This window comes from Hyalangium ruber (genome assembly GCF_034259325.1).
Taxonomy (GTDB): domain Bacteria; phylum Myxococcota; class Myxococcia; order Myxococcales; family Myxococcaceae; genus Hyalangium_A; species Hyalangium_A rubrum.
In genome coordinates this window covers 80897-103166 of the sequence record NZ_JAXIVS010000014.1, presented here as the reverse complement: position 1 = coordinate 103166, position 22270 = coordinate 80897, and the positions used below count along the sequence as shown (strand labels likewise).

At 70.3% G+C, this 22270-nt stretch carries 17 protein-coding genes; 7 read left to right on the top strand and 10 right to left on the bottom strand.

The features are described from left to right. Positions 1-12: 12 nt before the first annotated feature. Together SYV04_RS33090 and SYV04_RS33085 are read right to left on the bottom strand one after the other, a co-directional pair. Positions 13-1677 (bottom strand): pre-toxin TG domain-containing protein, encoded by a 1665-nt coding sequence (locus tag SYV04_RS33090; RefSeq protein ID WP_321549985.1) that lies wholly within the window; start codon positions 1675-1677, stop codon positions 13-15. A 25-nt stretch (positions 1678-1702) separates the two neighbouring features. Beyond that, positions 1703-4060, bottom strand: a complete 2358-nt coding sequence (locus SYV04_RS33085) for an ATP-binding protein (RefSeq protein ID WP_321549984.1) — start codon at positions 4058-4060, stop codon at positions 1703-1705. A 276-nt stretch (positions 4061-4336) separates the two neighbouring features. Between SYV04_RS33085 and egtB the strand changes: the two genes are divergently transcribed. Both egtB and egtD read left to right on the top strand, forming a co-directional pair. Continuing rightward, entirely contained in the window at positions 4337-5665 is a 1329-nt protein-coding gene (gene egtB / locus SYV04_RS33080; protein ID WP_321549983.1) for an ergothioneine biosynthesis protein EgtB, read from the top strand. Then, positions 5662-6678: an L-histidine N(alpha)-methyltransferase gene (gene egtD, locus SYV04_RS33075; RefSeq protein WP_321549982.1), complete on the top strand. Its 1017-nt coding sequence runs from the start codon at positions 5662-5664 to the stop codon at positions 6676-6678. The genes egtB and egtD overlap by 4 nt, the downstream gene beginning before the upstream one ends. Before the next feature lie 346 nt (positions 6679-7024). Here egtD and SYV04_RS33070 read toward each other — a convergent pair whose 3' ends face one another. The 4 genes from SYV04_RS33070 to SYV04_RS33055 form a co-directional block, all read right to left on the bottom strand. Then, positions 7025-7453: a hypothetical protein gene (locus SYV04_RS33070; RefSeq protein ID WP_321549981.1), complete on the bottom strand. Its 429-nt coding sequence runs from the start codon at positions 7451-7453 to the stop codon at positions 7025-7027. A 144-nt stretch (positions 7454-7597) separates the two neighbouring features. After that, the gene (locus tag SYV04_RS33065) at positions 7598-8068 is read right to left on the bottom strand and encodes a bactofilin family protein (RefSeq protein WP_422723997.1); all 471 of its coding nucleotides are present in this window, start codon (positions 8066-8068) and stop codon (positions 7598-7600) included. Between the two features lie 3 nt (positions 8069-8071). Then, positions 8072-8968: a ParB/RepB/Spo0J family partition protein gene (locus tag SYV04_RS33060; protein WP_321550161.1), complete on the bottom strand. Its 897-nt coding sequence runs from the start codon at positions 8966-8968 to the stop codon at positions 8072-8074. An 85-nt stretch (positions 8969-9053) separates the two neighbouring features. After that, positions 9054-9845, bottom strand: a complete 792-nt coding sequence (locus SYV04_RS33055; RefSeq protein WP_321549979.1) for a ParA family protein — start codon at positions 9843-9845, stop codon at positions 9054-9056. A 1154-nt stretch (positions 9846-10999) separates the two neighbouring features. On the opposite strand from SYV04_RS33055, the gene SYV04_RS33050 reads away from it, so the two are divergent. Then, positions 11000-12661 carry a protein kinase domain-containing protein gene (locus SYV04_RS33050; RefSeq protein WP_321549978.1) on the top strand — a complete coding sequence of 554 codons (1662 nt, stop codon included), beginning with the start codon at positions 11000-11002 and terminating at the stop codon, positions 12659-12661. A gap of 99 nt (positions 12662-12760) precedes the next feature. Further along, positions 12761-13261: a hypothetical protein gene (locus tag SYV04_RS33045; RefSeq protein WP_321549977.1), complete on the top strand. Its 501-nt coding sequence runs from the start codon at positions 12761-12763 to the stop codon at positions 13259-13261. 303 nt (positions 13262-13564) lie between these two features. On the opposite strand, the gene rsmG is transcribed toward SYV04_RS33045, so the two are convergent. Together rsmG and mnmG are read right to left on the bottom strand one after the other, a co-directional pair. Next, positions 13565-14218, bottom strand: coding sequence for a 16S rRNA (guanine(527)-N(7))-methyltransferase RsmG (gene rsmG / locus SYV04_RS33040; protein ID WP_321549976.1), 654 nt, complete (start codon positions 14216-14218; stop codon positions 13565-13567). A 168-nt stretch (positions 14219-14386) separates the two neighbouring features. Next, positions 14387-16246, bottom strand: a complete 1860-nt coding sequence (gene mnmG, locus SYV04_RS33035; RefSeq protein WP_321549975.1) for a tRNA uridine-5-carboxymethylaminomethyl(34) synthesis enzyme MnmG — start codon at positions 16244-16246, stop codon at positions 14387-14389. Between the two features lie 188 nt (positions 16247-16434). Here mnmG and SYV04_RS33030 point away from each other — a divergent pair, with 188 nt between their 5' ends. Next, positions 16435-17520: a sulfite oxidase gene (locus SYV04_RS33030; RefSeq protein WP_321549974.1), complete on the top strand. Its 1086-nt coding sequence runs from the start codon at positions 16435-16437 to the stop codon at positions 17518-17520. A gap of 297 nt (positions 17521-17817) precedes the next feature. Here the strand turns inward: SYV04_RS33030 and SYV04_RS33025 are convergent, their stop codons facing one another. Beyond that, the gene (locus SYV04_RS33025; RefSeq protein WP_321549973.1) at positions 17818-18150 is read right to left on the bottom strand and encodes a hypothetical protein; all 333 of its coding nucleotides are present in this window, start codon (positions 18148-18150) and stop codon (positions 17818-17820) included. 61 nt (positions 18151-18211) lie between these two features. Between SYV04_RS33025 and SYV04_RS33020 the strand changes: the two genes are divergently transcribed. Beyond that, positions 18212-18361, top strand: coding sequence for a hypothetical protein (locus SYV04_RS33020; protein ID WP_321549972.1), 150 nt, complete (start codon positions 18212-18214; stop codon positions 18359-18361). Positions 18362-18416: 55 nt separating this feature from the next. Next, positions 18417-19316 (top strand): ankyrin repeat domain-containing protein, encoded by a 900-nt coding sequence (locus SYV04_RS33015; protein ID WP_321549971.1) that lies wholly within the window; start codon positions 18417-18419, stop codon positions 19314-19316. On the opposite strand, the gene SYV04_RS33010 is transcribed toward SYV04_RS33015, so the two are convergent. Beyond that, positions 19313-22117, bottom strand: coding sequence for a M16 family metallopeptidase (locus tag SYV04_RS33010; RefSeq protein ID WP_321549970.1), 2805 nt, complete (start codon positions 22115-22117; stop codon positions 19313-19315). The two genes, SYV04_RS33015 and SYV04_RS33010, sit on opposite strands and share 4 nt — an antisense overlap. Positions 22118-22270 lie beyond the last annotated feature (153 nt).

Sequence of the window (22270 nt, the reverse complement as noted above, 5' to 3'; positions counted from 1 at the left end):
AGGTGGGGCTTCCTAAGGGTGATACAGGATGACTGCTTTGCCAGCGGACCTCAGTTCTTCCAAGGAAATCTGCAGCGGCTTGGAGAGTCGCGTTGCGCCCTCGGGATGCCTGGCGGAGCGCACCCATAGCTCGACCTGGCCTCCGTACTCTTTCACGTACTCCAGCATGGCCTTGAGGTTGCCTCCCAGGTCCAGCTTTCCACGCGCCTTTACCTCCACGAAGCGGTACGCCCTGCCCCACACCAGCTCGCCCGGCGCACCTTGCACCGCGTCCGGGATGAAGCCCCGCACCGTGCTCTCCAGCGGCGGCATCATCAGCGCCCGGTTCTTCTCGTAGCCTCGCGCGCTCAGCACGCCCTGCTCGAAAGCCGTGCCCGCCTCCTTGTTCTGCAGAATCGTTCGGTAGAGCCGCTTCCACTCCTCGGCCGGCGCGTACGCGAAGCGCGGATACCGGCTCGGATGGCGGAACTGGTAGTCCACCCAGCACTGCGCCATGTGCGCTGGCTCGCCCGGCACCAGTCGCCCACCGCCCTCCCCCGTCCGCACGCCCAGGAAGGGCACTCGGCCCCCCTGCCGTAGCGTCTCGGCCGCCTCGCTCAAGGGCTGCTCCAGTTTCCGAGCGATTCGCCGAAGGAACTCCACCTCCGCCTCCGCGAGCGGCTCTCCCTTCGAGGCCGCGCGCAGCATCCGCTCCACCTCCGCCGCCTCTTGCGGACTCAGGTGCGAGGCCACCCGCTGCAGCACCCGCACCTCCTCCAGTCCTCGCCCCGTCAGCAGCGCCGCGCGCCCCACCTCCTCCGCTCCCGACAGCACTCCGCCCGAGACGAACGGCACCAGCACCGCCACCGCCGCCAGCAATTGCTCTCCCGGGCTCAGCTTCCTCCCGGTGACGCTGTACCCCACCAGCGCGCCCTGGATGTCCGCCGCCTCTCCCACGGCAGGGATGAAGCCCACCAACACCTCCACCACCAGCTCCTCGGCCGTGGCCTCCGGCTCCTCCGACCGTGGCGTGTAGTCCAGGTGCGGCCGAGCCTGCTGTCCCAGCTCGATGGCCGTGGCCAGCTCGCTGCGCCTGGCCAGCAGGTACACGGCCACCTCGTTCGGGCTCTTGCGCGGAAAGTCCGGGTCCTGCGTGTGCGTGAAGGCCCAGTCCAGCACCGCCGCCGTCAGCGCATCCTCGCTCTGCCTCCTCAGCGGGTGCTCCGTCAGCAGGTACTCGCGCCCCACCTTGCGAAAGCGCACCGAGCTCCGCGCCCAGCGCCGGTTCCCCCACTCCAGGAACTCCTCCAGCTTCGCTTCCACGGCGGCAATGCGCGCCTCCTCCTCCGCGTCGCGTTCAGCCTGGGCCGCCTCCAGTTGCCGGTAGAGCACCTCCGGCTCGGTCCGCGACAGCGCCGCCTCGTCCTTCCCGTGCTGCCACACCATCATCTCCGCCACGACCCGGAAGCCTCGCCTCCGCTCCTCCACCGACAGCCCGGGCCGCCGCAGCTCTCCCTCCTTGCGGACGATGAAGGCCATGTACCGGCCCAGCGCGCTCGGCTCCGCGCTCCCCCACACCACCGGCAGCCCGCCTCCCCCTCCGCTGCCTTCCCACGCTGACACCGGCCGAGGCGCGCTCGCGCAACCACTCAGCAGCAATGCCACGCCCAACACGGCCCACGGCAGCCGCCACGTCACCTCGCGCCCTCTTCGCGCCACAGACTCACCGCTCCGCCGAGGGCCCTCGCGGCAGCCGCACCCGGAACGTCGTGCCCTCCGCCGCGCTCGAGCGCACCTCCACCTCGCCCCCGTGTGCCCGCGCGATGGCCCGCGTGCTGAACAGTCCCAGCCCCTCGTGCTCGTGGCCCGCGTCGTCCGCGATAGGAGGACGGAACGCATCGAACAACCGAGGCAGCACCTCGGGCGGAATCGGCGCCCCGGCGCGATGCACCTCCAGCAGCACCTCCTCGCCCTCCGCCCGCAGCCTCACATCCACCGCCTTCTCCACGGGGCTGGCCAGCAGCGCGTGCCGCACCAGCGTGGACAACAGCTCCGACAGCCGCTCGCGGTCCCACAGCCCGCGCGAGTCGCCCCGCTTCGCGTAGCGCACCAACCGGTCCGGGTGCTCCAGCTCCGCCGCCGCCACCACGTCCTGCGCCACCACGTCCAGGTCCACCCGCGTGCGCAGCAGCACCAGCCCCGCGCCCAGGTACGCCCGCGTGAAGTCCAGCACCTGCCCCACCAGCCGTCCCATCCGCTCCGCGCTCTGGGCGATGCGCACCGCCGCCTTCGTATCCACCTCCGACAGCGCCCCGCGCCGCAGCAACGTCGAGGCCCCCACCGCGATCGCCGACAGCGGCGTGCGCAAGTCATTGCCGATGATGTCCATCAGCCGCTCGCGCACCTCCTCCTCGCGCTGGGACTCGCGCAGGTCCCGAATCACCGAGCCCAGCGCCACCGGCCGTCCCGTCTCCTTGGCCACCAGCGTGAAGAGCTGGTGCCAGACCGGAATCGCCGCGCCCGTGCGCGGCTCGCGCAGCCGCAGCTTGCCCTCCCAGTGGCCCTGCTCGCGGACCTCGGTGAAGGCCAGGCGCGCCGCCTCCCGGTCCTCCGGCAGGTACATGTCCAGCACGGGGCTGGCGCGGAACGCCTCCTGGCTCTCGAAGCCCAGCAGCGCCCGCCCCGCAGGGTTGAGGTACACCGGCCGCCCCGTGAAGCTCGTCATCGCCATGCACTCGGAGGAGCGCTCCACCAGCGCCAGGAACTGCTCGGCCTGAGCCCCCGTCTGGCGCCGCGCCTCCACGTCCGTCTGCACCACCACCGCGCCTACCACCGCCCCATCCACCCGCACCGGCAGGGCCGCGCTGCGCACCAGCACATCCGTCCCGTGGCGCACGTGGCGCACCACCAGCTCGCGTGTGCTCGGCTGTCCCCGGAGCGCCTGCGCCAGCGGATCCTCCTCCAGCCCCACCCGCGCCTGCGTCTCCGGAAGCCTCGGCAGCAGCCGCTCGGCCAGCGCCGCCGGGTGCCCCTTGAGCGCCAGCGCGCTGTTCTCCCCCAGCAGCTCCAGCGCGCTCCGGTTGGCCCGCACCGTGCCGCCCTCGGCCACCACGTACGCCGCCGCGTCCATGGCCTGGAGCGCCACCTCCAGCTCCGCGTCCCGCCGCCGCAGCATCTCCTTGATGACGCGCAGCTCCTGCTCTCGCCCGAGCGCCGAGCGCGCCGACTCCGCGTGCGCCAGCGGCGGCCCCGCCACGCGCGCCAGCAGGGCCACCCGCCGCTCCTCCGCCTCGCCGAACGCGCTGGGCCGAGGCGACAGCACGAACAGCACCGCGCACAGCCGCTCCCCGCACAGCAGCGGCGCCACCAGCAGCGAGCGTGCGCCCAGCTTCCGGCACATGGCGCGGTCCACCCGAGCGTCCAGCTCCGTGTCATCGCTGCGCAGGATTTGACGCGCCTGGGCCATCTGGCCGCCCATGCTCGAAGCCGAGGCCATCCGCGGCCGCTCCCCCACCGCGCGCAAAAGGCTGCCCGTGCTCGCGCGGAAGAGAATCTCCCCGTCCTCGAGGACGCCCAACGCCGCCCCCGCCGCGCCCGACAACTCCTGGCCACGCGTGGCGATGAGGCGCATCACCTCCTCCACCTCGCCCTTGTCGGCGAGCGCGGCGAGCTCCGCCTGCGCCTCCAGCAGCCGCGACAGCAGCGCCCCCTCCTCCGACCGCATCCCCGTCTGAGCCGGCCGCGCCGGCTCGCCCGAGCGCACCGAAGGCAACCCCGTCTGAGACGACCGCGCCGGCTCACCCGAGCGCACCGAAGGCAGCCCCGTCTGAGACGGCCGCGCCGGCTCGCCCGAGCGCACCGAAGGCAGCCCCGTCTGAGACGGCCGCGCCGGCTCGCCCAAACGCACCGAAGGCAGCCCTGCCTGAGAAGGCCGCATCGGCTCACCCGGCGGACGCACCGACGGAAGTCCTGTTTGAGACGGCCGCGCCGGCTCGCCCGAGGGCACGGAGGTTTGTGAGGGCCGCGTCGGCTCGCCCGGGCGCACCGGGGGCAGCGAAGTCTGGGATTTGCGCGTGGACATGGGGGTGAGCCTCAGTATGGCGCCGGACGGTATGCGGAGAAGCCGCGTCCGGCGATCCACGGTCCGCCCGTGGACCCCACCTGCACAGTTGGGGTCCCAACAATCTACCTGGAAGATCCGCCTCGGGGAGCGGCTACCGGGTGGATTCCTGGCGGTGAGTCCTCATCCTTTGGGGCGAGGTGGCGGTGGGCGCCGAACGAGAGCCCCACCCATGAGGGAGGGAGGCATCCCCCGGGGGGAGGCACCACCCTGGCGTGCGCGGACTTGTGAGGGTTCATGGCGGGCATCGGCGGGGCACAGGCAGCACAGGTCTCCCAGGCGCTGTGGAAGGCGCGAGCGTGGCGGGAGCTGGAGGCGGCGCGCGCGCGCACCCTGGGCATGCTGGCCGGGCTGCCGGAGACAGAGCTGGTGCGCCAGCACTCACCGCTCATGTCGCCCCTCGTCTGGGACGTGGCGCACGTGGCCAACTACGAGGAGCAGTGGCTGCTGCGAGCCCTGGGAGGCCCGGCGCTCACGGACGCGCGCTTCGACACGCTCTACGACGCCTTCCGCCACCCGCGCCGCACCCGCGCCCAGCTCTCACTCCTGTCGCCTGATCAAGCCTTCGCCTACGCGGCCCGTGTACGTCAGGCGGTGCAAGAACACCTGCACGCGCTGCCCGAGGACTCGCCCGAGCCACTGCTCAACAACGGCTACGTCTTCGGCATGGTGGCCCAGCACGAGCAGCAGCACGCGGAGACACTGGCCGCCACGCTGCAGCTGATGACGACGTGGGAGTACCGCCCGGTGGCCACCGAGCGCCCGCGCCCCGGCGCCGTGCCCCAGCACGAAGTCTTCCTGCCCGGAGGCCCGGTGCGCGTGGGCAGCGCCCACCCCTGGGCCTACGACAACGAGCGCCCGGAGCACACGGTGGACGTGGGGCCCTTCCTGCTCGACGCGCACCCGGTGACGAACGGGGACTACCTGGTCTTCGTGGAGGCGGGCGCCTACGAGGAGCCGCGCTGGTGGCACCCGAAGGGCTGGGAGTTCATCCAGTCCGAGCGCGTGCGCCACCCGCTCTTCTGGCTGCCGCAGGGCCAGCACGTGTGGCTGCGCCGGCGCTTCGGGTCCGTGGAGCCGCTGCCCAAGGACGAGCCGGTGCAGCACGTGAGCTGGTACGAGGCGGACGCGTACGCACGCTGGGCGGGCAAGCGCCTGCCCACGGAGGCCGAGTGGGAGAAGGCCGCGGCCGGCAGCGACGGCACTCCACGCGAGTACCCCTGGGGCGACACGCCGCCCACGCACCACCAGGCCAACCTGGGAGGTTCCACGTGGGGCCCGGCACCAGTGGGTTCCTATCGCGGTGGACGGAGCGTGGACGGAGTGTGGAGCCTGCTGGGGGACGTGTGGGAATGGACTTCGAGCGACTTCGGTGGCTACGCGGGCTTCCGCGCCTTCCCCTACCGCGAATACTCCGAGGTCTTCTTCGGCGCCGAGCACAAGGTGCTGCGCGGTGGCGCGTGGGCGAGCGCCCCGGTGGCCGCGCGCAACAGCTTCCGCAATTGGGACTACCCCATCCGCCGGCAGATCTTCGCCGGCTTCCGCTGCGCGAGGGACGCGACATGAGGCAGATGCGCTGGAAGGCCGAGGCCGCGCTGGCGGCGCGAGGGCAGCCCGTCACGGTGGAGGTGCATACCCGGCCCGAGGAGGTACGGGCCGCGCTGCGCGAGGAGGCGCTGGCGGGCCTGTGCGGCTCACCCAAGGAGCTGTCACCCAAGTGGCTCTACGACGAGCGGGGCAGCCAGCTCTTCGACGACATCACCCGGCTGCCCGAGTACTACCCCACGCGCTGCGAGCGAGAAATCCTCGAGGCCCACGCGGCGGACATCGCCCGGCTGAGCGGCGCCGACACGCTGATAGAGCTGGGCAGCGGCACCAGCGAGAAGACGCGCCTGCTGCTCGAGGCCTTCGGGACGCGCGGGCAGCTCCAGCGCTTCGTGCCCTTCGACGTGAGCGAGACCTTCCTGCGGCGCTCGGCGCGAGAGCTGGCGCGCGAGTACCCGGGCCTGCACGTGCATGCGGTGGTGGGCGACTTCGAGCGCCACCTGCGCCACCTGCCGCGAGGCGGGCGAAGGCTGGTGGCCTTCCTCGGCGGCACCATCGGCAACTTCAAGCCGGCGCCGCGCGCGCGCTTCTTCCAGGAGCTCGCCGCGGGGCTGGAGCCGGGAGACGGGCTGCTGCTAGGCACGGATCTGATCAAGAGCCGCACGCGCCTGTTCGCGGCCTACAACGACCGGGCGGGAGTCACGGCGGCCTTCAACCGCAACGTGCTGAGCGTGCTCAACCGCGAGCTGGACGCGGACTTCGACCTGAAGGCCTTCGAGCACCAGGCGCCCTTCAACGAGAAGCACGGGTGGATCGAAATGCGGCTCATCTCCCTGCGTACCCAGGTGGTGCGCCTGGGAGCGCTCAAGCGCTTCGCCCAGTTCGAGGAGGGCGAGGTGCTGCGCACGGAGGTGAGCTGCAAGTTCCGCTCGGCCCAGGTGGAGGCGGAGCTGGCCGCGGCGGGACTGAGCCTGGCGGCGTGGTGGACGGATGCGGGAGGAGACTTCGCGCTCTCGCTGGCCTTCAAGCGCTGAGCGCGCGCGCCGCGCTTAGCGACGGCGGGGCGGACTGCGCCGCACGGGCACGGGCTGGGGCCGAGGACGGGCTCCGGCGAGTCCGGCGGCCGTCAGGGCTCCGAGGACGATGACCCCGACGACTGTCACAACGGAGGGGAGCAGCTCGGGGAGAGACATTGCCTTCACTCCTTATAGAGCTCGGGCACGGGGTGGGTGCCCAGGGCGGTCCAGCAATTGGACGTAAGGTATAGGTTATGAATTCGTTTCGAAAACGTGAAGCCCCACTGCGTGCGGATGCCCTCTGCTGAGCGTTTTGGCCCTCCGGGGCGGTGGGACAGTCTCCGACGATGTACGGCGTGAGCCGTCAGCGTGGGGCGGCCTGAACCTGGATGTCGCGGCAGGCCTCGGTGGCGAGCCGCACTTCCTCGGTGTCGGCGCCGGGCAACGTGGCGCACAGGAACAAGTCCTCGCCAATGCGCTTGGCGCCCAGCAGGGCCGGGGCATGCGGGCCGATGACGCCCCCATCGAGCCGGGGCGCGAGGGTGATCCGAACCAGGGCGAGGTTCTCGTCTCCCTCCTCCTGGTCGAGCGACACCTCGAAGCCGGAGAACTGCTCGCGGGTGGAGTCGGCCAGGGCCTCGACCGAGGGCATCTTCGCCCCCTCGCCTCGCTGCACATCCACCCGGAGCACGGGCTTGCCCGGCGGCCCGGCCTGGAAGCTGTCATCCGCGGCGACGGAGGCCGACCAGCCCTGGGGCAGCGGCACCTTCACGCCCGCCCGCTGAGGAGACATGCGTTCAGGGGTAGTCTCTGCGGCCCCGCCCCCAGGCGAGGGAGCGGGCGCCTTCTTCTTCTCCGGGCAGCCAGTGGCCAGCGCGGTGAGCGCCAGCACGGCTGCCAGCAGAGCCCTGTGCGGGAGACGCGGCACGGGGTGAAGCTACTTCCTCTCGCCGCCCGGTGCAGGGGGCTTGGCGGCGGGCGAGCCGTCCATCTTGCAGGAGCCCTCGAAGAAGGAGCCCGGCTCCACGGAGAGGGTGGGGGCTTCGATGTTGCCCTTCACGCGGCCGTTCTTCTTCAGCTCGATGGCGCGGTTGGCCTTCACGTTGCCTTCCACGGTGCCGTAGATGATGACGGTGCCCACGTTGAGCTCGGCCTGGATGCGGGCCGTCTCACCAATCACCAGGGAGTCGTCCGGGCTCCGGGTGAAGATCTGGCCACTGAACTTGCCATCGATACGCACCTGGCCCTGGAAGGTGAGCTTGCCCTCGAACTCACTCTCCTTGGCGAGCAGCGTGTGCATATCACCTGAACGCGTCGACACAGAATCCTCCTCCCGCTTGAACAGTGGCTTGCTGATGATGGAGCTGCTGCTGGGTGCTTCTTCCTTTTTCCCGCCGAGGAGCGCCACGCGCTACTCCTTCCTGAGAAGCTTCAAGAGACGGTCGAGGTCATCGTACGAGAAGAAGTCCACCTCCAGGGTACCTTTTCCCTGGCCCTTCTCCGTGAGTCGCACTTTGGTGCCCAGGAGCCGCTGCAGCTCCTCGACCAGGGCACGGGCTTGGGCGCTCTGCTTGGCAGGACGCCCGCCCTCCTTCTTCTGGGTTCGCTTCTGCTGCACCAGCTTCTCGGTGTCGCGCACCGAGAGCTTCTGTTCGGCGACCTGAACGGCCAGTCGCTGCAACTCGGGCAGACGGGGCACGCCGAGCAGGGCGCGCGCATGGCCCATGCTCAGGGTGCCGTCGGCCACCAGGTTCTTCACGTCCTCCGGCAGGGCCAGCAGGCGCAGGGCGTTGGCGACGGTGGAGCGCTCCTTGCCCACGCGCTGGCTGATCTGCTCCTGGGTGAGGCCGAACTCGTTGGCGAGGCGGTGGTAGCCCTCGGCCTCTTCGATGGGGTTGAGGTCCGAGCGCTGGAGGTTCTCCACCAGGGCCAGCTCGAAGGACTGCGCCTCGGTGACTTCCTTCACCAGGGCGGGCACTTCCTTGAGGCCGGCGAGCTGGGCGGCGCGCCAGCGGCGCTCACCGGCAATCAGCTTGTAGCCGTCGCCATCCTTGCGGACGAGCACCGGCTGGAGGATGCCCTGGGCCTTGATGGACTCGGCGAGCTCCGCGAGCTTCGTCTCATCGAAGAAGCGGCGGGGCTGAGCGTTGTCTCGGTGGATGGCCTCGATGGGGAGCTTGAGCACGCCGGCGCGCGGCGGGGGCTCGGCGGCGACGGTGTTGGCCACGGGCGCGGGGCCCGCCTGGGGGATGAGGGCGGAGAGGCCTCGGCCCAGGGCTCGCTTCTGTTTGTCGGCTGCGTTGTTCAGCACGTCGGGTCTCCCGGTCCCCTCTCCTTATGAAGGAGAGGGCGGAGGGTGGGGATTGGAGGCTCGCGGTTTCGGGCCAGGAGAATCAAGCAACCCGGCGCGCGGGCGGCTTCCTGCCCTCGCGGTTCATGATTTCGCGGCCGAGGGCGAGGTAGCTCTCGCAGCCCTTGGACTTGATGTCATAGAGGAGGATGGGCTTGCCGAAGGAGGGGCACTCGGCGAGGCGCACGTTGCGGGGGACAACCACGCCGAAGACCTGGTCCTTGAAGTAGCCGCGGACCTCGTCCACCACCTGGTTGGCGATGTTGGCGCGCGAGTCGAACATGGTGAGCAGGATGCCCTCCATCTTCAGGTCCTTGTTGAGCCCCTGGCGCACGAGGTCGACGGTGTGCGTGAGCTGCGAGAGACCCTCGAGCGCGTAGTACTCGCACTGCAGGGGGATGAGGACGGAGTCGGCGGCCACCAACGAGTTCAACGTGAGCAGGCCGAGCGACGGGGGGCAGTCGATGAGGACGTAGTCGTACTCGGCGGCCAGGGGGCGCAGCGCGTCGCGGAGGCGGAACTCGCGGCGCTCCTGGTTGACGAGCTCCACCTCGGCGCCGGTGAGGTCGGGGGTGGCGGGGACGACTTGGAGGTAGCGCAGCTCGGTGGAGTGAACGAGTTCCTTCATGGGGCGGCCATTGAGGAGCGCCTCATAGACGGTGCCCTGGAGCATGTCGCGCTTGAGCCCCAGGCCGCTGCCGGCGTTGCCCTGGGGGTCCATGTCGACCAGGAGCGTGCGGCGCTCGGCGGAGGCGAGGCTGGCCGCCAGGTTGATGGCGGTGGTGGTCTTGCCGACGCCGCCCTTCTGGTTGGAGATGCAGATGATTCGACCCACGTACCCATCCTCTTCAGCCCCGGTGTCCGGGGCGTGTGGTGCGCGGGCATCAAGCCACCAAACTCCGGATGGATCCAGTGCCATGTTTTGGCCGCTCCCTCCCCCACCGGGAGAGGGCCCGGAGGCGGGTTCCGGCCCCCCAAATGGGCCCACCCTGTTCCACGTGGAACAGCCCTGGCCCATGAAGCGGGCCGCGCCGGGAGGGGCCGAAACCGGTCCCGGGGAGAGGCCCTCCACGCGCCCATGCGCCACCCCATCCGGGCGGTCGTTCCACGTGGAACAGGTCCGGCCCAGGGAGAGCGAACATCCCCTGGCGCCCATCCGCGAGTCCTCCACGGACGGACGTTCCACGTGGAACAGGGCGCGGCCCTTGAGCGGGGACGTTCCACGTGGAACACGCCCACGCCCAAAGCCAGCGCCTCACGACGAGCACGCCCGACACGTGGCAGCGAGCACCTCGCGCGGCCTATCCTCCAGCTCTCCCGCGCGCGGACGTTCCACGTGGAACAGGGCCGCCCCGGAGCCCTCTTGATGAGCACGCTCGACACGTGGCAGAGCACACCTCGCGGCCCATGCTCCAACCCTCGCGCGCGCGGACGTTCCACGTGGAACATGCCCGCCCCCTGAGCCCTCACGCCGAGCACGCCCGACCCGTGGCAGCGAGCACCTCGCAAGCACCATCCTCCCGCCCTCCCACGCGCGGACGTTCCACGTGGAACATACCCGCCCCCTGAGCCCTCAAGACGAGCACGCCCGACCCGTGGCAGAGGACACCTCGCGCTGCCCATCCTCCCGCCCTCTCACGCGCGCGGACGTTCCACGTGGAACACGCCCGCCCCTCAAAGCCAGCGCCTCACGCCGAGCACGCCCGACCCGTGGCAGCGAGCACCTCGCGAGCCCCATCCTCCCGCCCGCCCACGCGCGGACGTTCCACGTGGAACAGGGCAGTCTCCGCGCGCGCCAACACCCGCCGGAGTCCATCGCCGTCCACACCTATATAAGGACCGCCGCCCCGCGCCCCACGCACCAGGCCGCCCCGTGACGTTCCACGTGGAACAAAGCGCCCCCTGCCCTCCTCCATCGGCGCCGCGCCCCTTGTTCCCAACCCACGCGCCGACGGACAATGCGCGCCCGCATACGGAGGGAAGACGTTCATGTCGGCACGACCGGGAAGCACCTCGAGGGAGGGTCCCCCTCCCCCTCCAGGCCTCTGCCCCTACTGCGGCCAGCAGCCCAGCGGCGAGCGCTGCGTCCACTGCGGCACGCCGGTGCGCGTGGGGCCGTATCAGGTGCGTCAGTTGCTCGGGCAGCGAGGCCCGGCCCGCACCTATCTGGCGGAGGACACGGACGGACTGGTGGTGCTCAAGGAGCTGTCCTTCTCTTCCGAGCCCGACGCCGCCACGCTCGCGGCCTTCCACCAGGAGGCCCGCCAGCTCCAGGCCCTCACCCACCCGCGCATCCCCCGCTACCTGGACATGCTCCAGTTCGGCCTGGGGCTCGACATGCGGCTGTACCTGTCGCAGGAGTTCATGGAGGGCACCTCCCTGGAGGCCGTGCTGTCCAGCCGCCGCCCCACGGAAAGCGAAGCGCGGGAGCTAGCGCGCCAGGTGCTCGACATCCTCCAGTACCTGCAGGGGCGCACCCCGCCGGTGTTCCATGGAGACCTCAAGCCAGCCAACCTCATCCGCCGTCCGGACGAGGCGCTCTTCCTGGTGGACTTCGGCGCGGCGTGGGTGCCGGACGGCGCGGGCGAACAGCCCTCCCGGTACATGCCGCCTGATCAACCGGTGGGCGCGCTGGATGCGACCACGGACCTGTACTCGCTGGGCGTCACGCTGGTGGACGCGCTGAACGGGGAGCCCTCGGGCAAGCAGCGCTCGGCCCGACTCGAACCGCTGGCGGCGACCGTGAACGTCTCCCCCGCGTTCCGAGCGTTCCTCGGCAGGCTGACGGCGGCGGACAAGCGCCAGCGCTTCACCTCGGCCGCCGAGGCACTCCGGGAGCTCGAGCAGCCCGAGCGGGCCCCGGTGGCGCGCTCTCGCCGCAGCCGGATATGGCCCGTGATGGCGGGGACGAGCGCGGCCCTGGTGCTCTTTGGCGCCGGAGTCCTCACGGGCCGCTCCACGCAGCCTCCGCCGAGGGTGGTGAATCAGGACTGCTCGACGGTCTCGCAGATACACCCGTCCCCGCTGCCGCCGAAGTCCAGAGGCTCGAAACGCCAGGTAATGCACGCTCCCGGGCTGACCAGCGTGCTGGCCCACGAGGCCGGCCGCGCCAGCCGGGAGATCAGCGAGGCGCGAGTCCCCAACCATCAGCCCCGGCTCTGTGAGTTCGCGAAGGAAGGCACCGCGAGCGCCACGGGGCACTGGGGGACCGGAACACCGGGGAGCGCGTTCGACCATGATGCGGGCACGGTCTGGCGCAGCAACGCATCGACGGGAGCGTGGCTTGAGGTGGACCTGGGGAGCCCGCGACTGCTCGACACCGTGGTGGTGGACTGGGCGTGGGACACGAACTACGGCCCGAGCGCCGAGAGCCTGCTGCAGACGAGCCTCGACGGCACGCACTGGACCTACCTGCACAGGGTGCGCAACGAGCCGCAGGACAACAACGTGGCGCGGCGGGTGTCGTTCCCGCAGCGGTCGGCGCGGTACGTGCGCTTCCAGGGCACCCAGTGGAACGGCGGCTGGGCACACGTGCGCTCGCTCGAGGTGTACGGCCCTGCTTGTCCAAGCGAGACGACGAATCTGCGCAAGGTCCGCGCGGATGAGAGCGACATGACGAACAGCCCGGGTAACGCTACGAACATCGAGTAACTCGGGATTTCCGAGGCGCCAAAAACTGGCCCTCGCGACCACGGCCCCTACACTGTGCGCCTCGCCCGTACCGACCTGGGAGGGCGGGAGGGGCGCCCCATGCACGCGAAGCAGATCAGGAAGGGCCGAGGGTTGGCGGTAGCGGCGCTGGGGCTGGTGGCGAGTGCCTGCGTGCAGCAGCGCGCGGAGCCGGTGACGCGCCGAGAGGAGCCCCGGCGAGCGGCATCGGAGGCACACGCCGCGCCCCGAATCACGAGCACGTTCCAGTCGGAGCTGAGCCTGGTCGCGGGCCGGGCGGTGACGCTCCGAGTGGTGGCGAGCGACCCGCAGGCGCGGGGGCTCTCCATCCGCTGGGCGGCGAGCACAGGCACATTGGGAGAGCCAGCGCGAGAGGCGACACAGAGCGAGGTGGAGTGGACGCCACCGCCCTGCGTGCTGACGGGCACCACGCCATCCATCACCGCGACGGTGACGAACGCGCTCGGGCTGTCGGCGGAGACGACCTTCACGGTGACGGGAGGAACGACGTGCCTGGCCGGAGGCGGAGGCGCGCGGATCCTCTCGCTGCACTCCGAGTCGGTGGCGTGGAACGCCCGCTGAGCCGCCACGACCGGACATAGGCCACCCAAGAGGCAGTACCGCCCGAGGCCAGGCGAGTCAGGCAAACCTGTCTGACAACCAGACAGGTTCATGGGAAGCGCGCCCCGGACCGGGCCTCCAGGCAAACCTGTCTGACAACCAGACAGGTTCGTGGGAACCGCGCCCCAGGGCCAGGCCTCCAGGCAAACCTGTCTGACAACCAGACAGGTTCACGAAAGCGCACCCCAGGCCGGGCTTCCGGGCAAACCTGTCTGACAACCAGACAGGTTCGCGGCAAGCGCGCCCCGAGGCGGGCCTCCGGGCTCAAACCTTCGTGAAAACGGCCACCTGGCGCTCGGCGCCGGAGAACGGCAGCCGGTACTGGCGCGCGGACACGAGGCGCAGGTTCCGCTCGGCGGCGCGAGCGTGGAGCTCCGAGTCGGGCTGGGCCTTGCCGAGCATGGCGACCACGCGCCCACCGGGCAGCACGTACGCGGGCGCGAGGTCGAGCCAGTCGGGCAGATCCATGAACGCGCGGGCGATGAGCAGCTCGGCGCGGGGAATGCCCTCCACCTCGGGCTGACCCTCGGCGCGAGCGTGAAGTCCGCGGGACTCCTTCAACCCGAGCGCGGCAACGGCGGCCTTGATGAAACCAACCTTCTTGCTCACCGCATCGACCAGGGTGATGGCGAGCGAAGGCCGCGCCAGCTTGAGCGGCAAACCGGGGAAACCGGCGCCGGCGCCGAGGTCCAGGAGGGAGGCCGCGCCCTCCACTTCGGGCAGCACGGCGAGCGAGTCGAGGAAGTGCTTTTCGAGCACCTCTTCGGGCGCGGTGATGGCGGTAAGATTTACCTTCGCGTTCCACTTCAGCAGCTCATTCATGAGCTGGTGGAGGCGAGGAGGGACGTCCTCGGCGACACTCACACCGAGCGTGAGACACCCCTGTTGGAGCTGATCGGAGAAGCGTACTTTATCCACAGATCCTCCACAGCCCCCCGGTCCGCAAGCGCCTGATATTGCTCATGCCTTCAGAACATCCCGGGTTATCCACACGTTTCCCACAGGGGCTTGGGTGATCATGTCAACAACCAAACAACACAGGGAAAGCGGGGAGCGCGACGCAGGGAGCCGAAACCTGGGGGGTCGTCAGGAACGGGACGACGGGCCAGGTAGCCCTGTGGAGACGCCGGAGCGCTCCTTTTTGAGGGCCACCAGCAGCAGTGAAAGAGCCGCTGGAGTCATCCCCGGAATGCGGCGGGCTTGTCCCACAGTGGCTGGGCTGTGGGCTACCAATTTTTCGGCGGCCTCGGCGGAAAGTCCCCGCACCTCGGCGAAGCGGAAGCCGGGGGGGATGATCCACCCATCCCATGCCTCGGCCTCGCGGGCGGCGGCGCGCTCGGCCTGGGCGATGTAGCCCTCGTACTTCACCTCCACCTCCACCTCTTCGACGACGTCGGGGGGCAGGGTGGGCCACTCGCGGCGGGACTCGGCGGCGAGGGCGGCGTAGCTCACCTCGGGGCGCTTGAGGCGGGCGGCGAGACCGGAGCGCTTGAGCCGAGCCACCTCAGCGGCGACGGCGAGGGCGCGGGCCTCGACGCGCTCGAGGGCCTCGCGCGGCACCAGCCCCACGCGGTGGCCGTGGCGGGCGAGGCGGAGCTCGGCGTTGCCCTCGCGCAGCTTGAGGCGGTGCTCGGAGCGGCTGGTGAACATGCGGAAGGGCTCATCGACGCCCTTGGTGACGAGCTCGTCCACGAGCACGGCGCCGTGGGCCTCGTCGCGGCCGAGCAGCAGGGGCGGCTCGCCCTTCACCTGAAGGGCGGCGTTGATGCCGGCATAGAGGCCCTGGAAGGCGGCCTCCTCATAACCGGAGGTGCCATTGAGCTGGCCGGCGAAGAACAGGCCGCGCACGGCCTTGGTCTCGAGGGTGGAGGTGAGCTGGGTGGGCGGGGCGTAGTCGTACTCGACGGCGTAGCCGAAGCGGACCACCTCGACGTGGGCCAGGCCAGGGATGGAGCACAGGAAGCGCAGCTGCACATCGGCGGGCATGCTGGTGGAGAGGCCCGCGGGGTAGACGAGGGGGGAGGAGGGCCCCTCGGGCTCGAGGAACACCTGGTGTCGCTCGCGGGCGGAGAAGCGGACCACCTTGTCCTCGAGGGAGGGGCAGTAGCGAGGCCCGCGGCCGACGATGTCGCCCTGGAAGAGGGGCGAGCGGTGGAGGTTGTCGCGCAGGAGCTGGTGGGTGTCGGGGGTTGTGTAGGTGATGCCGCAGGTGACGGGAGGCTGGAGCGGCAGGGCGTGGCCCGAGGGGAGCTGCTGGCGGGTGCGCCACGAGAAGAAGCGGGGGGGCAAATCACCGGGCTGAGGCTCGACGGCGTCCCAGTCGATGGAGTCGCGCTGGAGGCGGGCGGGAGTGCCGGTCTTGAAGCGACCGAGGGAGAAACCCAGGGAGCGCAGCGAGTCGGACAGCCCGCGAGCGGCCTCATCGCCGAGCCGACCGCCGACCTCCTTCTTCTCGCCCACGTGCATGAGGGCCTGGAGGAAGGTGCCGGTGGTGAGGAGCACGGCGCGGGCCTGCACCTGGGAGCCATCGCCGAGCACGACGCCGCGCACCTGGCCGCCCTCGACGACGAGGGAGGAGACCTCAGCTTCGTGGACGGTGAGGCCGGGCTGGGAGAAGAGAACGGACTGAACGGTGCGGGCGTAGGCGTCGCGGTCACAGAGGACGCGGGTGGCCTGGACAGCGGGGCCCTTGGAGGCGTTGAGGGTCTTGAAGTGGGTGCCGGCGCGGTCGGCGGCGTGGCCCATCTCGCCGCCGAGGGCATCGAGCTCGCGCACGAGGTGGCCCTTGGCGGTGCCACCGACGGCGGGGTTGCAGCTCATGACGGCGGCGCGGTCGCGCTTGAGGGTGAGGCCGAGGGTGGCCAGGCCCATGCGGGCACAGGCAAGCGCGGCCTCGGAGCCGGCATGGCCCAGGCCCACCACGATGACGTCATACGAGAGCTTCATCGGCGGAACGGATCCGAGCCGTACCACGAGAAGCGCGGGGCTGCCGCATCCACGAGAAGGGGTGCGGCGGTGTCTCTCATCCCTTGAGAATGCAAACCTCCCGCCAAACGACGACCGGCACAGAACACGGACCCTTGCCTGTGGGCCAGGGGGGATCCATCTCCCATGTGGGCGAGTGGGAGGCGTGAGTGGCGGACAGCATTGGGACAGGGAGCGAGGAAGCAAGCGCCTCCCTGGAAGAGCGGGAGGAAGCAGAGCGTCAGGGACTGGTGGTGGTGAAACCAGAGCCCTTCAACGCGGAGACGCCGACGCAGGCGTTGGCGCTGGGGCGGACACCGACGCCGGTCTTCTACGTGCGCAGCAACCACGCGGAGCCAGAACTCTCACCGGACACGCACCGCATCAGCGTGGAGGGAGCGGTAGAGGATGCCTTCATGTTGGAGGTGGCGGAACTGTCTCAGCAGAAGAGACGCTCGCTGACGGTGACGCTGGAGTGCGCGGGCAACGGGCGAACGAGCATGGCCCCGCTTCCGGAGGGTGAGCCCTGGGGACAGGGGGCCCTGGGCACGGCCATCTGGACGGGAGTGCCGCTGGCGGAGGTGCTCTCGCGCGCTCGGCTGCGAAAGGAAGCGGTGGAGGTGCTGATCGAGGGAGCGGACGGGAAGGGGAGCAAGCGCTTCGCCAGAGCGCTGCCGCTGAGCAAGGCGCTGCACCCGGACACGCTGCTGGCGCTGGAGATGAACGGAGCGCCGCTGACCCGCGCGCACGGAGCTCCAGTCCGACTGGTGGTGCCGGGCTGGTACGGCATGGCGAGCGTGAAGTGGGTGAGCCGCATCGAAGCGCTGACGAGACCGTTCGAAGGCTACTACCAGCGCGATCGCTACATCTACGACACGGCGGACGGGCGAAAGCCGGAGCCGGTGACGCGGATGCGGGTGAAGTCGCTGATCACCTCCCCGGAGGAGGGAGCCCGCCTGACGGAAGGCCCGGTGGTGGTGCAGGGCATGGCCTGGAGCGGGGAGCGCCGGGTGGTGCAGGTCGAGGTAGCGGTGGACGGAGGAGACAACTGGAAGTCCGCCACGCTGCTGGAGGTGCCAAGGCCCTCGGCATGGGTGCGCTGGGCCTTCACGTGGGAGAACCCGAAGCCCGGTCGTCACACCTTGAGAGCACGAGCGACGGACGAGGCGGGCGAGACGCAGCCGGAGTCAGCGCAGTGGAACCGCTTGGGCTACGGCAACAACGCGGTGCAGGTGCGCGTGGTGTACGTGGGCTGATCCGCGAGCGCTACAGCAGACACTCCAGGACGTCGACGAAGCTACGAGGAGTTCGGGAGCAACGCGAGGCGGGAATGAGGAGGGGTTGGACCTTCCCGCCTCGCGTGCACCGGCCATCCGACCTTTCGGTTGAGGACGGCAGCCTTGTGACCGAGCCCCCTGGGGAGCACACCTCTTCCTCCGGAGCACGTTCCGGCTGGCCCGGGAAAGAAGAGGGGAGGGGATCGGTCAGGGCGAGACTCCTTCGTCATCTCGGGACGAAGGAGTAACCCAGCGGTCTGACACGCCCGCCGCGCGTCACATCTCCGGAGGCGGCTGCTTGCAGTGAATGTTCTCGGGGCAACGACCCTCGGACTTGGGGATGCAGGCGCCGCAGCAGTCCATCTCCTCGGGGCCGCAACCGGGGCAGGCGCCACAGTCGAGCACGCCGCCGCACCCATCACTCACCCGGCCACAGCGCCGCTTCATCGCCTGGCACGTCCGAGGCTGGCACACCGGAGTCCCTGCATCCAGCTGAGCCACGGAAGGCGAGGACGCCTGCGCCTCGGCTTTGACCGTCTCATTTCGCCCCGACGAGCAGGCACCGAGCACCACGGCCAGCAAGCACCACCGGAAGTTCGAGCGCATCATCTGAAGCCTAGCCGGAGGACTCGCGATGACAATCCAGCGACGGGGAGGTCCACCAACTCCCATGGCGGTCGAGCTCGACGGCCGAATCCTGCTCGGCGCCCCACACCGCGTGATGCTCGTCAATGATCAGGAGGGCAAGAAGGTCACCAAGACCGTACAGATGAAGGCGGGCGAGACCACCACCCTCAAGGTCAACCTGCACGAGGAGTAACAGGGCCCGGCACCCCGAGCCGATGTCTGACAGGCATCCGGGGTAGCCTGCCGCCATGTGCTGGCTGCTGGGACTGCTCATGCTGGTCGTCGTCGTGGGGGGACTCACGGCGGGCGTGCATGCGCAGAGCGCGCGCACGCGGCGACGCGCGCCCGAACAGATTGCCCAGGCCCGGCAGGCACTCGCGGAGCACCGCTACGCACAGGCCTTCGAGGCGCTCGAAGGCGCCCTCTTCATTCCTTTCTCCGGGCGCTACTCGGCCGAGGAGGCCCAGCTCCTCGATGAGGTCCTCGCGCAACTGGACGCGCTGCAGCGACTGGCGCGAGGCCAGTGGGTGGAGCTCACGGCGCTGCGGGCCGCCTTCTCGGAGATGAAGCAGCAGGGTGGAGAGCTGCCCGCGGAGCTGCGCAAGCACCTGGAGAGTGTGGTGGAGCTGCTCGAGTCCAAGCGCGGGCTCGACTGGGAGTTGGAGCTGCGCCAGGCCCAGCCTCCGCTGGTGGAGGCCACGAGTCGGGGAGACCTCGAAGAGGTGCGACGGCTGCTGGACGCGGGAACGCCGGTCAACGCCTCCAACACCATCCTCGGCACCACCGCGCTGCTGATGGCGGCCGAGCGAGGGCACTTGGAGCTGGTGCGGCTGCTGCTCTCACACGGCGCGGACGTGAACGCGCGCAGCGGAGGCTGGACGCCGCTGCCCCTGGCCCTGTGCCGCCACGCACCCCGAGAGGTGGCCCGCCTGCTCATCGCTCACGGCGCGGACGTGAACGCGCGCGAGCCGGACCTGCGGCGCACGCCCCTCATGCTGGCCGTGTCCGCGGGCGCTCCGGAGCTGGTGCGCGCCCTGCTGGACAAGGGCGCGGATGTCCAAGCTCGGGACGCGGACGGGAAGACGGCGATGGACCTGGCCCGCACGCCCGAGCTCGCCGCCCTCCTGCGCCCCCAGGGAACGCGTTAGGGCGCCGCGTTGGCGGGCACGGGGGCCTGCGCCTTCTTCTTCGCCCCGGCGAAGTCTCCGGCCTTCACCACCGTGAGCTTGTTCGGGTCCACATGCCGCGCGAGCGCCTTGCGCACGTCCTCCACCGTCAGCTTCGCCATGCGCTGCTCCAGCGCCGCGTCGAACTCCAGCGTGCGCCCGTAATACAGGTAGTTGGCCAGCGTCCGTGCCAGCCCGCCATCCTGCGCGCGCCCCGTCTGCCGGTACTCCAGCAGGCCCGAGCGGGCCTTCTGCAGCTCCTCGACCGTGAAGCCCTTGTCCAGCGCCTTGCTCAGCTCCTCGCGCAGGGCCGCCTCCAGCCGCTCGGCATTCTGCGGAGCGTAGATGGCGTAGGCGGTAAACGTGCCCACCTCATCCAGCGCCCCCGCGCTCAGCCCGCTGTTCACCCCGTAGGACAGGCCATCCTTCTGGCGGATCCGCGTGGCCAGCCGCGAGTTGAGGAAGCCGCCGCCGAACATGAAGTTGCCCAGCATCAGCGCGGGCCAGTCCGGATCATTGTCCTTCAGCTTCAGGTTCTGCCCCGCCAGGAACAGGGCGTTGGCCTTGTCAGGCGTCTCCACCGCCTGCGCCTGAGGCGCCACGTCATTGAAGCGCTGCGGCACGCGCGCGTACGGCGCCGGGCTCTTCCACCCACCGAACAGCTCGCCCACCAGCCCCGAGAGCGCCTTCGCGTCGAAGTCCCCCACCGCGGCCAGCTCCCCCTGCGAGGCGCCGTAGAAGTCCCGGTAGAAGGCGCGCGTCTGCTCCACGGTGACGGTCTTCACCCCGTCGATGGCCTCCTCCACCGTGGGCGCGTAGTACGGGTGGCCCTTGGGGTAATGTCCGCTGAGCACCCGGCGGAAGGCGTAGTTGCCCAGCATGTCCGGCTCGCTGCGCGACTTCTCCATCGCCGCCAGCCGCTCCTGCTGCAGCAGCGCGAACTCCTTGGCGTCGAAGGCCGGCTCGCGCAGCACCTCGGCCACCAGCTTCAGCACCTCGGCCAGGTTCTCGCGCTTCACCTCCACGGAGACGGAGGCGCCCAGCGGCCCTCCATCCATGCCCACCCGCGCCTTGAGCCTGTCCAACGCATCCTGAATCTGCTGGCGGCTCTTCGTCTTCGTGCCGCGCATGAGCAGGGCGCCGGCCATCTCCGCCGCGTCCTCCTTGCCCAGCACCGTCTGCTCGGTGCCCCAGCGCAGGTTGAGCACCACGCTCACCATCTCCCCGCGCGTCTTCTTCGGCAGCAGCGCCAGCTTCAGCCCGCCCAGCTGCGAGCGCTCCACCCGCGACTCGATGTTGGCCGGCGAAGGGTCGAACGCCTCGCCCTGGGCGATGGCGGCGCGGCCCGTATAGCCCTGGAGCATGGAGGCCACCTGCACCCGCGGCGGCAGCTCCGCGCGGTCCGGCTTCGGCGTGGGGATGAACTGGCCCAGCGTGCGGTTGGACGTCTTCAGGTACGTGGCCGCCACGCGGGTGACGTCCTCGGGCTTCACGGCTTCAATCCGGTCCCGGTGCAGGAAGAGCAGGCGCCAGTCGCCGATGGCTCCCCACTCGGACAGGATGATGGCGGCGCGCTCCGAGTCGTTGAGGATCAGCTCCACCTGCTTGGCCAGGCTCGTCTTCGCGCGGGCCACCTCCTCGGCGGTGAAGGGCGTGCGGGCCGCCTCCTCCACCGTCTGGAGCAGCGTGGCGCGCGCGGCCTCCACGGACTGGCCCTCGCGCAGCTGCGCGCTGAACACCAGCACGCCCGGGTCCTGCAACTGCAGGTTGGAGGCCCCCGCGCGCGCGGCCTTCTTCGACTCCACCAGCGCCTTGTAGAGGCGCCCCGAGGGCACGTCGCCGAGCACCTCGGTGAGCACGTCGATGGTGGCGAAGTCGGGGTGGGCGCCCTCGGGCACGTGGTAGAGCGCGGTGATGGCGGCCGTCTCGCCCACGCGGCGCAGGGTGACTTCGCGCTCGCCGTCCTGGGTGGGCTCCTCGGTGTAGGGGCGGGCCAGGGGCTCGCGGGGCGGGCGCACGCGGCCGAAGGTGTCCTGGATGAGCTTGAGCGCGCGGGCCTCCTCGAAGCGGCCGGCCACCACGAGCATGGCGTTATCCGGCCGGTAGTGCTTGCGGTAGAAGGCCTGCAGGCGCTCGATGGGGACGTTCTCCAGGTCCGCGCGGGTGCCGATGGTGGGCTTGCCGTAGTTGTGGAAGAGGTAGGCGGCGCTCATCACCCGGCGGAAGAGCACCGAGTGCGGATCATTCTCCCCGCGCTCCAGCTCGTTGCGCACCACCGTCATCTCGCTGTCGAGGTCCTTCTTGGCGATGAAGCTGTTGACCATGCGGTCCGCCTCGAAGGCCAGGGCCCAGGAGAGGTTGGCGTCCGAGGCGGGCAGCGTCTCGAAGTAGTTGGTGCGGTCCATCCACGTGGTGCCGTTGGGGCGGGCGCCGCGCTCGGTGAGCAGCTGGGGGATGTTCTTGTGCTTGGGCGTGCCCTTGAAGAGCAGGTGCTCCAGCAGGTGGGCCATGCCGGCCTCGCCGTAGCCCTCGTGCTTGCTGCCGACGAAGTAGGTGACGTTGACGGTGACGGTGGGCTTGGTCGGATCCGGGAAGAGCACGACGCGCAGCCCGTTGGGCAGGCGGTACTCGGTAATCCCCTCCACGCTCGTGACGGGGGCGAGCGTCCCGGCAGGGGCCTTGGCGGCCGGAGCGGGCTTCGCGGCCGGGGCAGGGCCCTGGGCGAGCGCCGGGGCGGCGGCGAGGAGGAGGGCGGAAACCAACGCCAGGGGGGCACGGCGCATACGAGCCTCGAATCGGCTGGAGGGTACGGCGCTACCAACCCGGCGGACCCTAGCAGTCATCCCGAGAAACCAGCGGTTGCTCGGATGCCCGAGGGTCAACATGCGGAATGTTCACCGGACTTCACCGAGGTGCCGCGCCAGGAAATCCCTCCC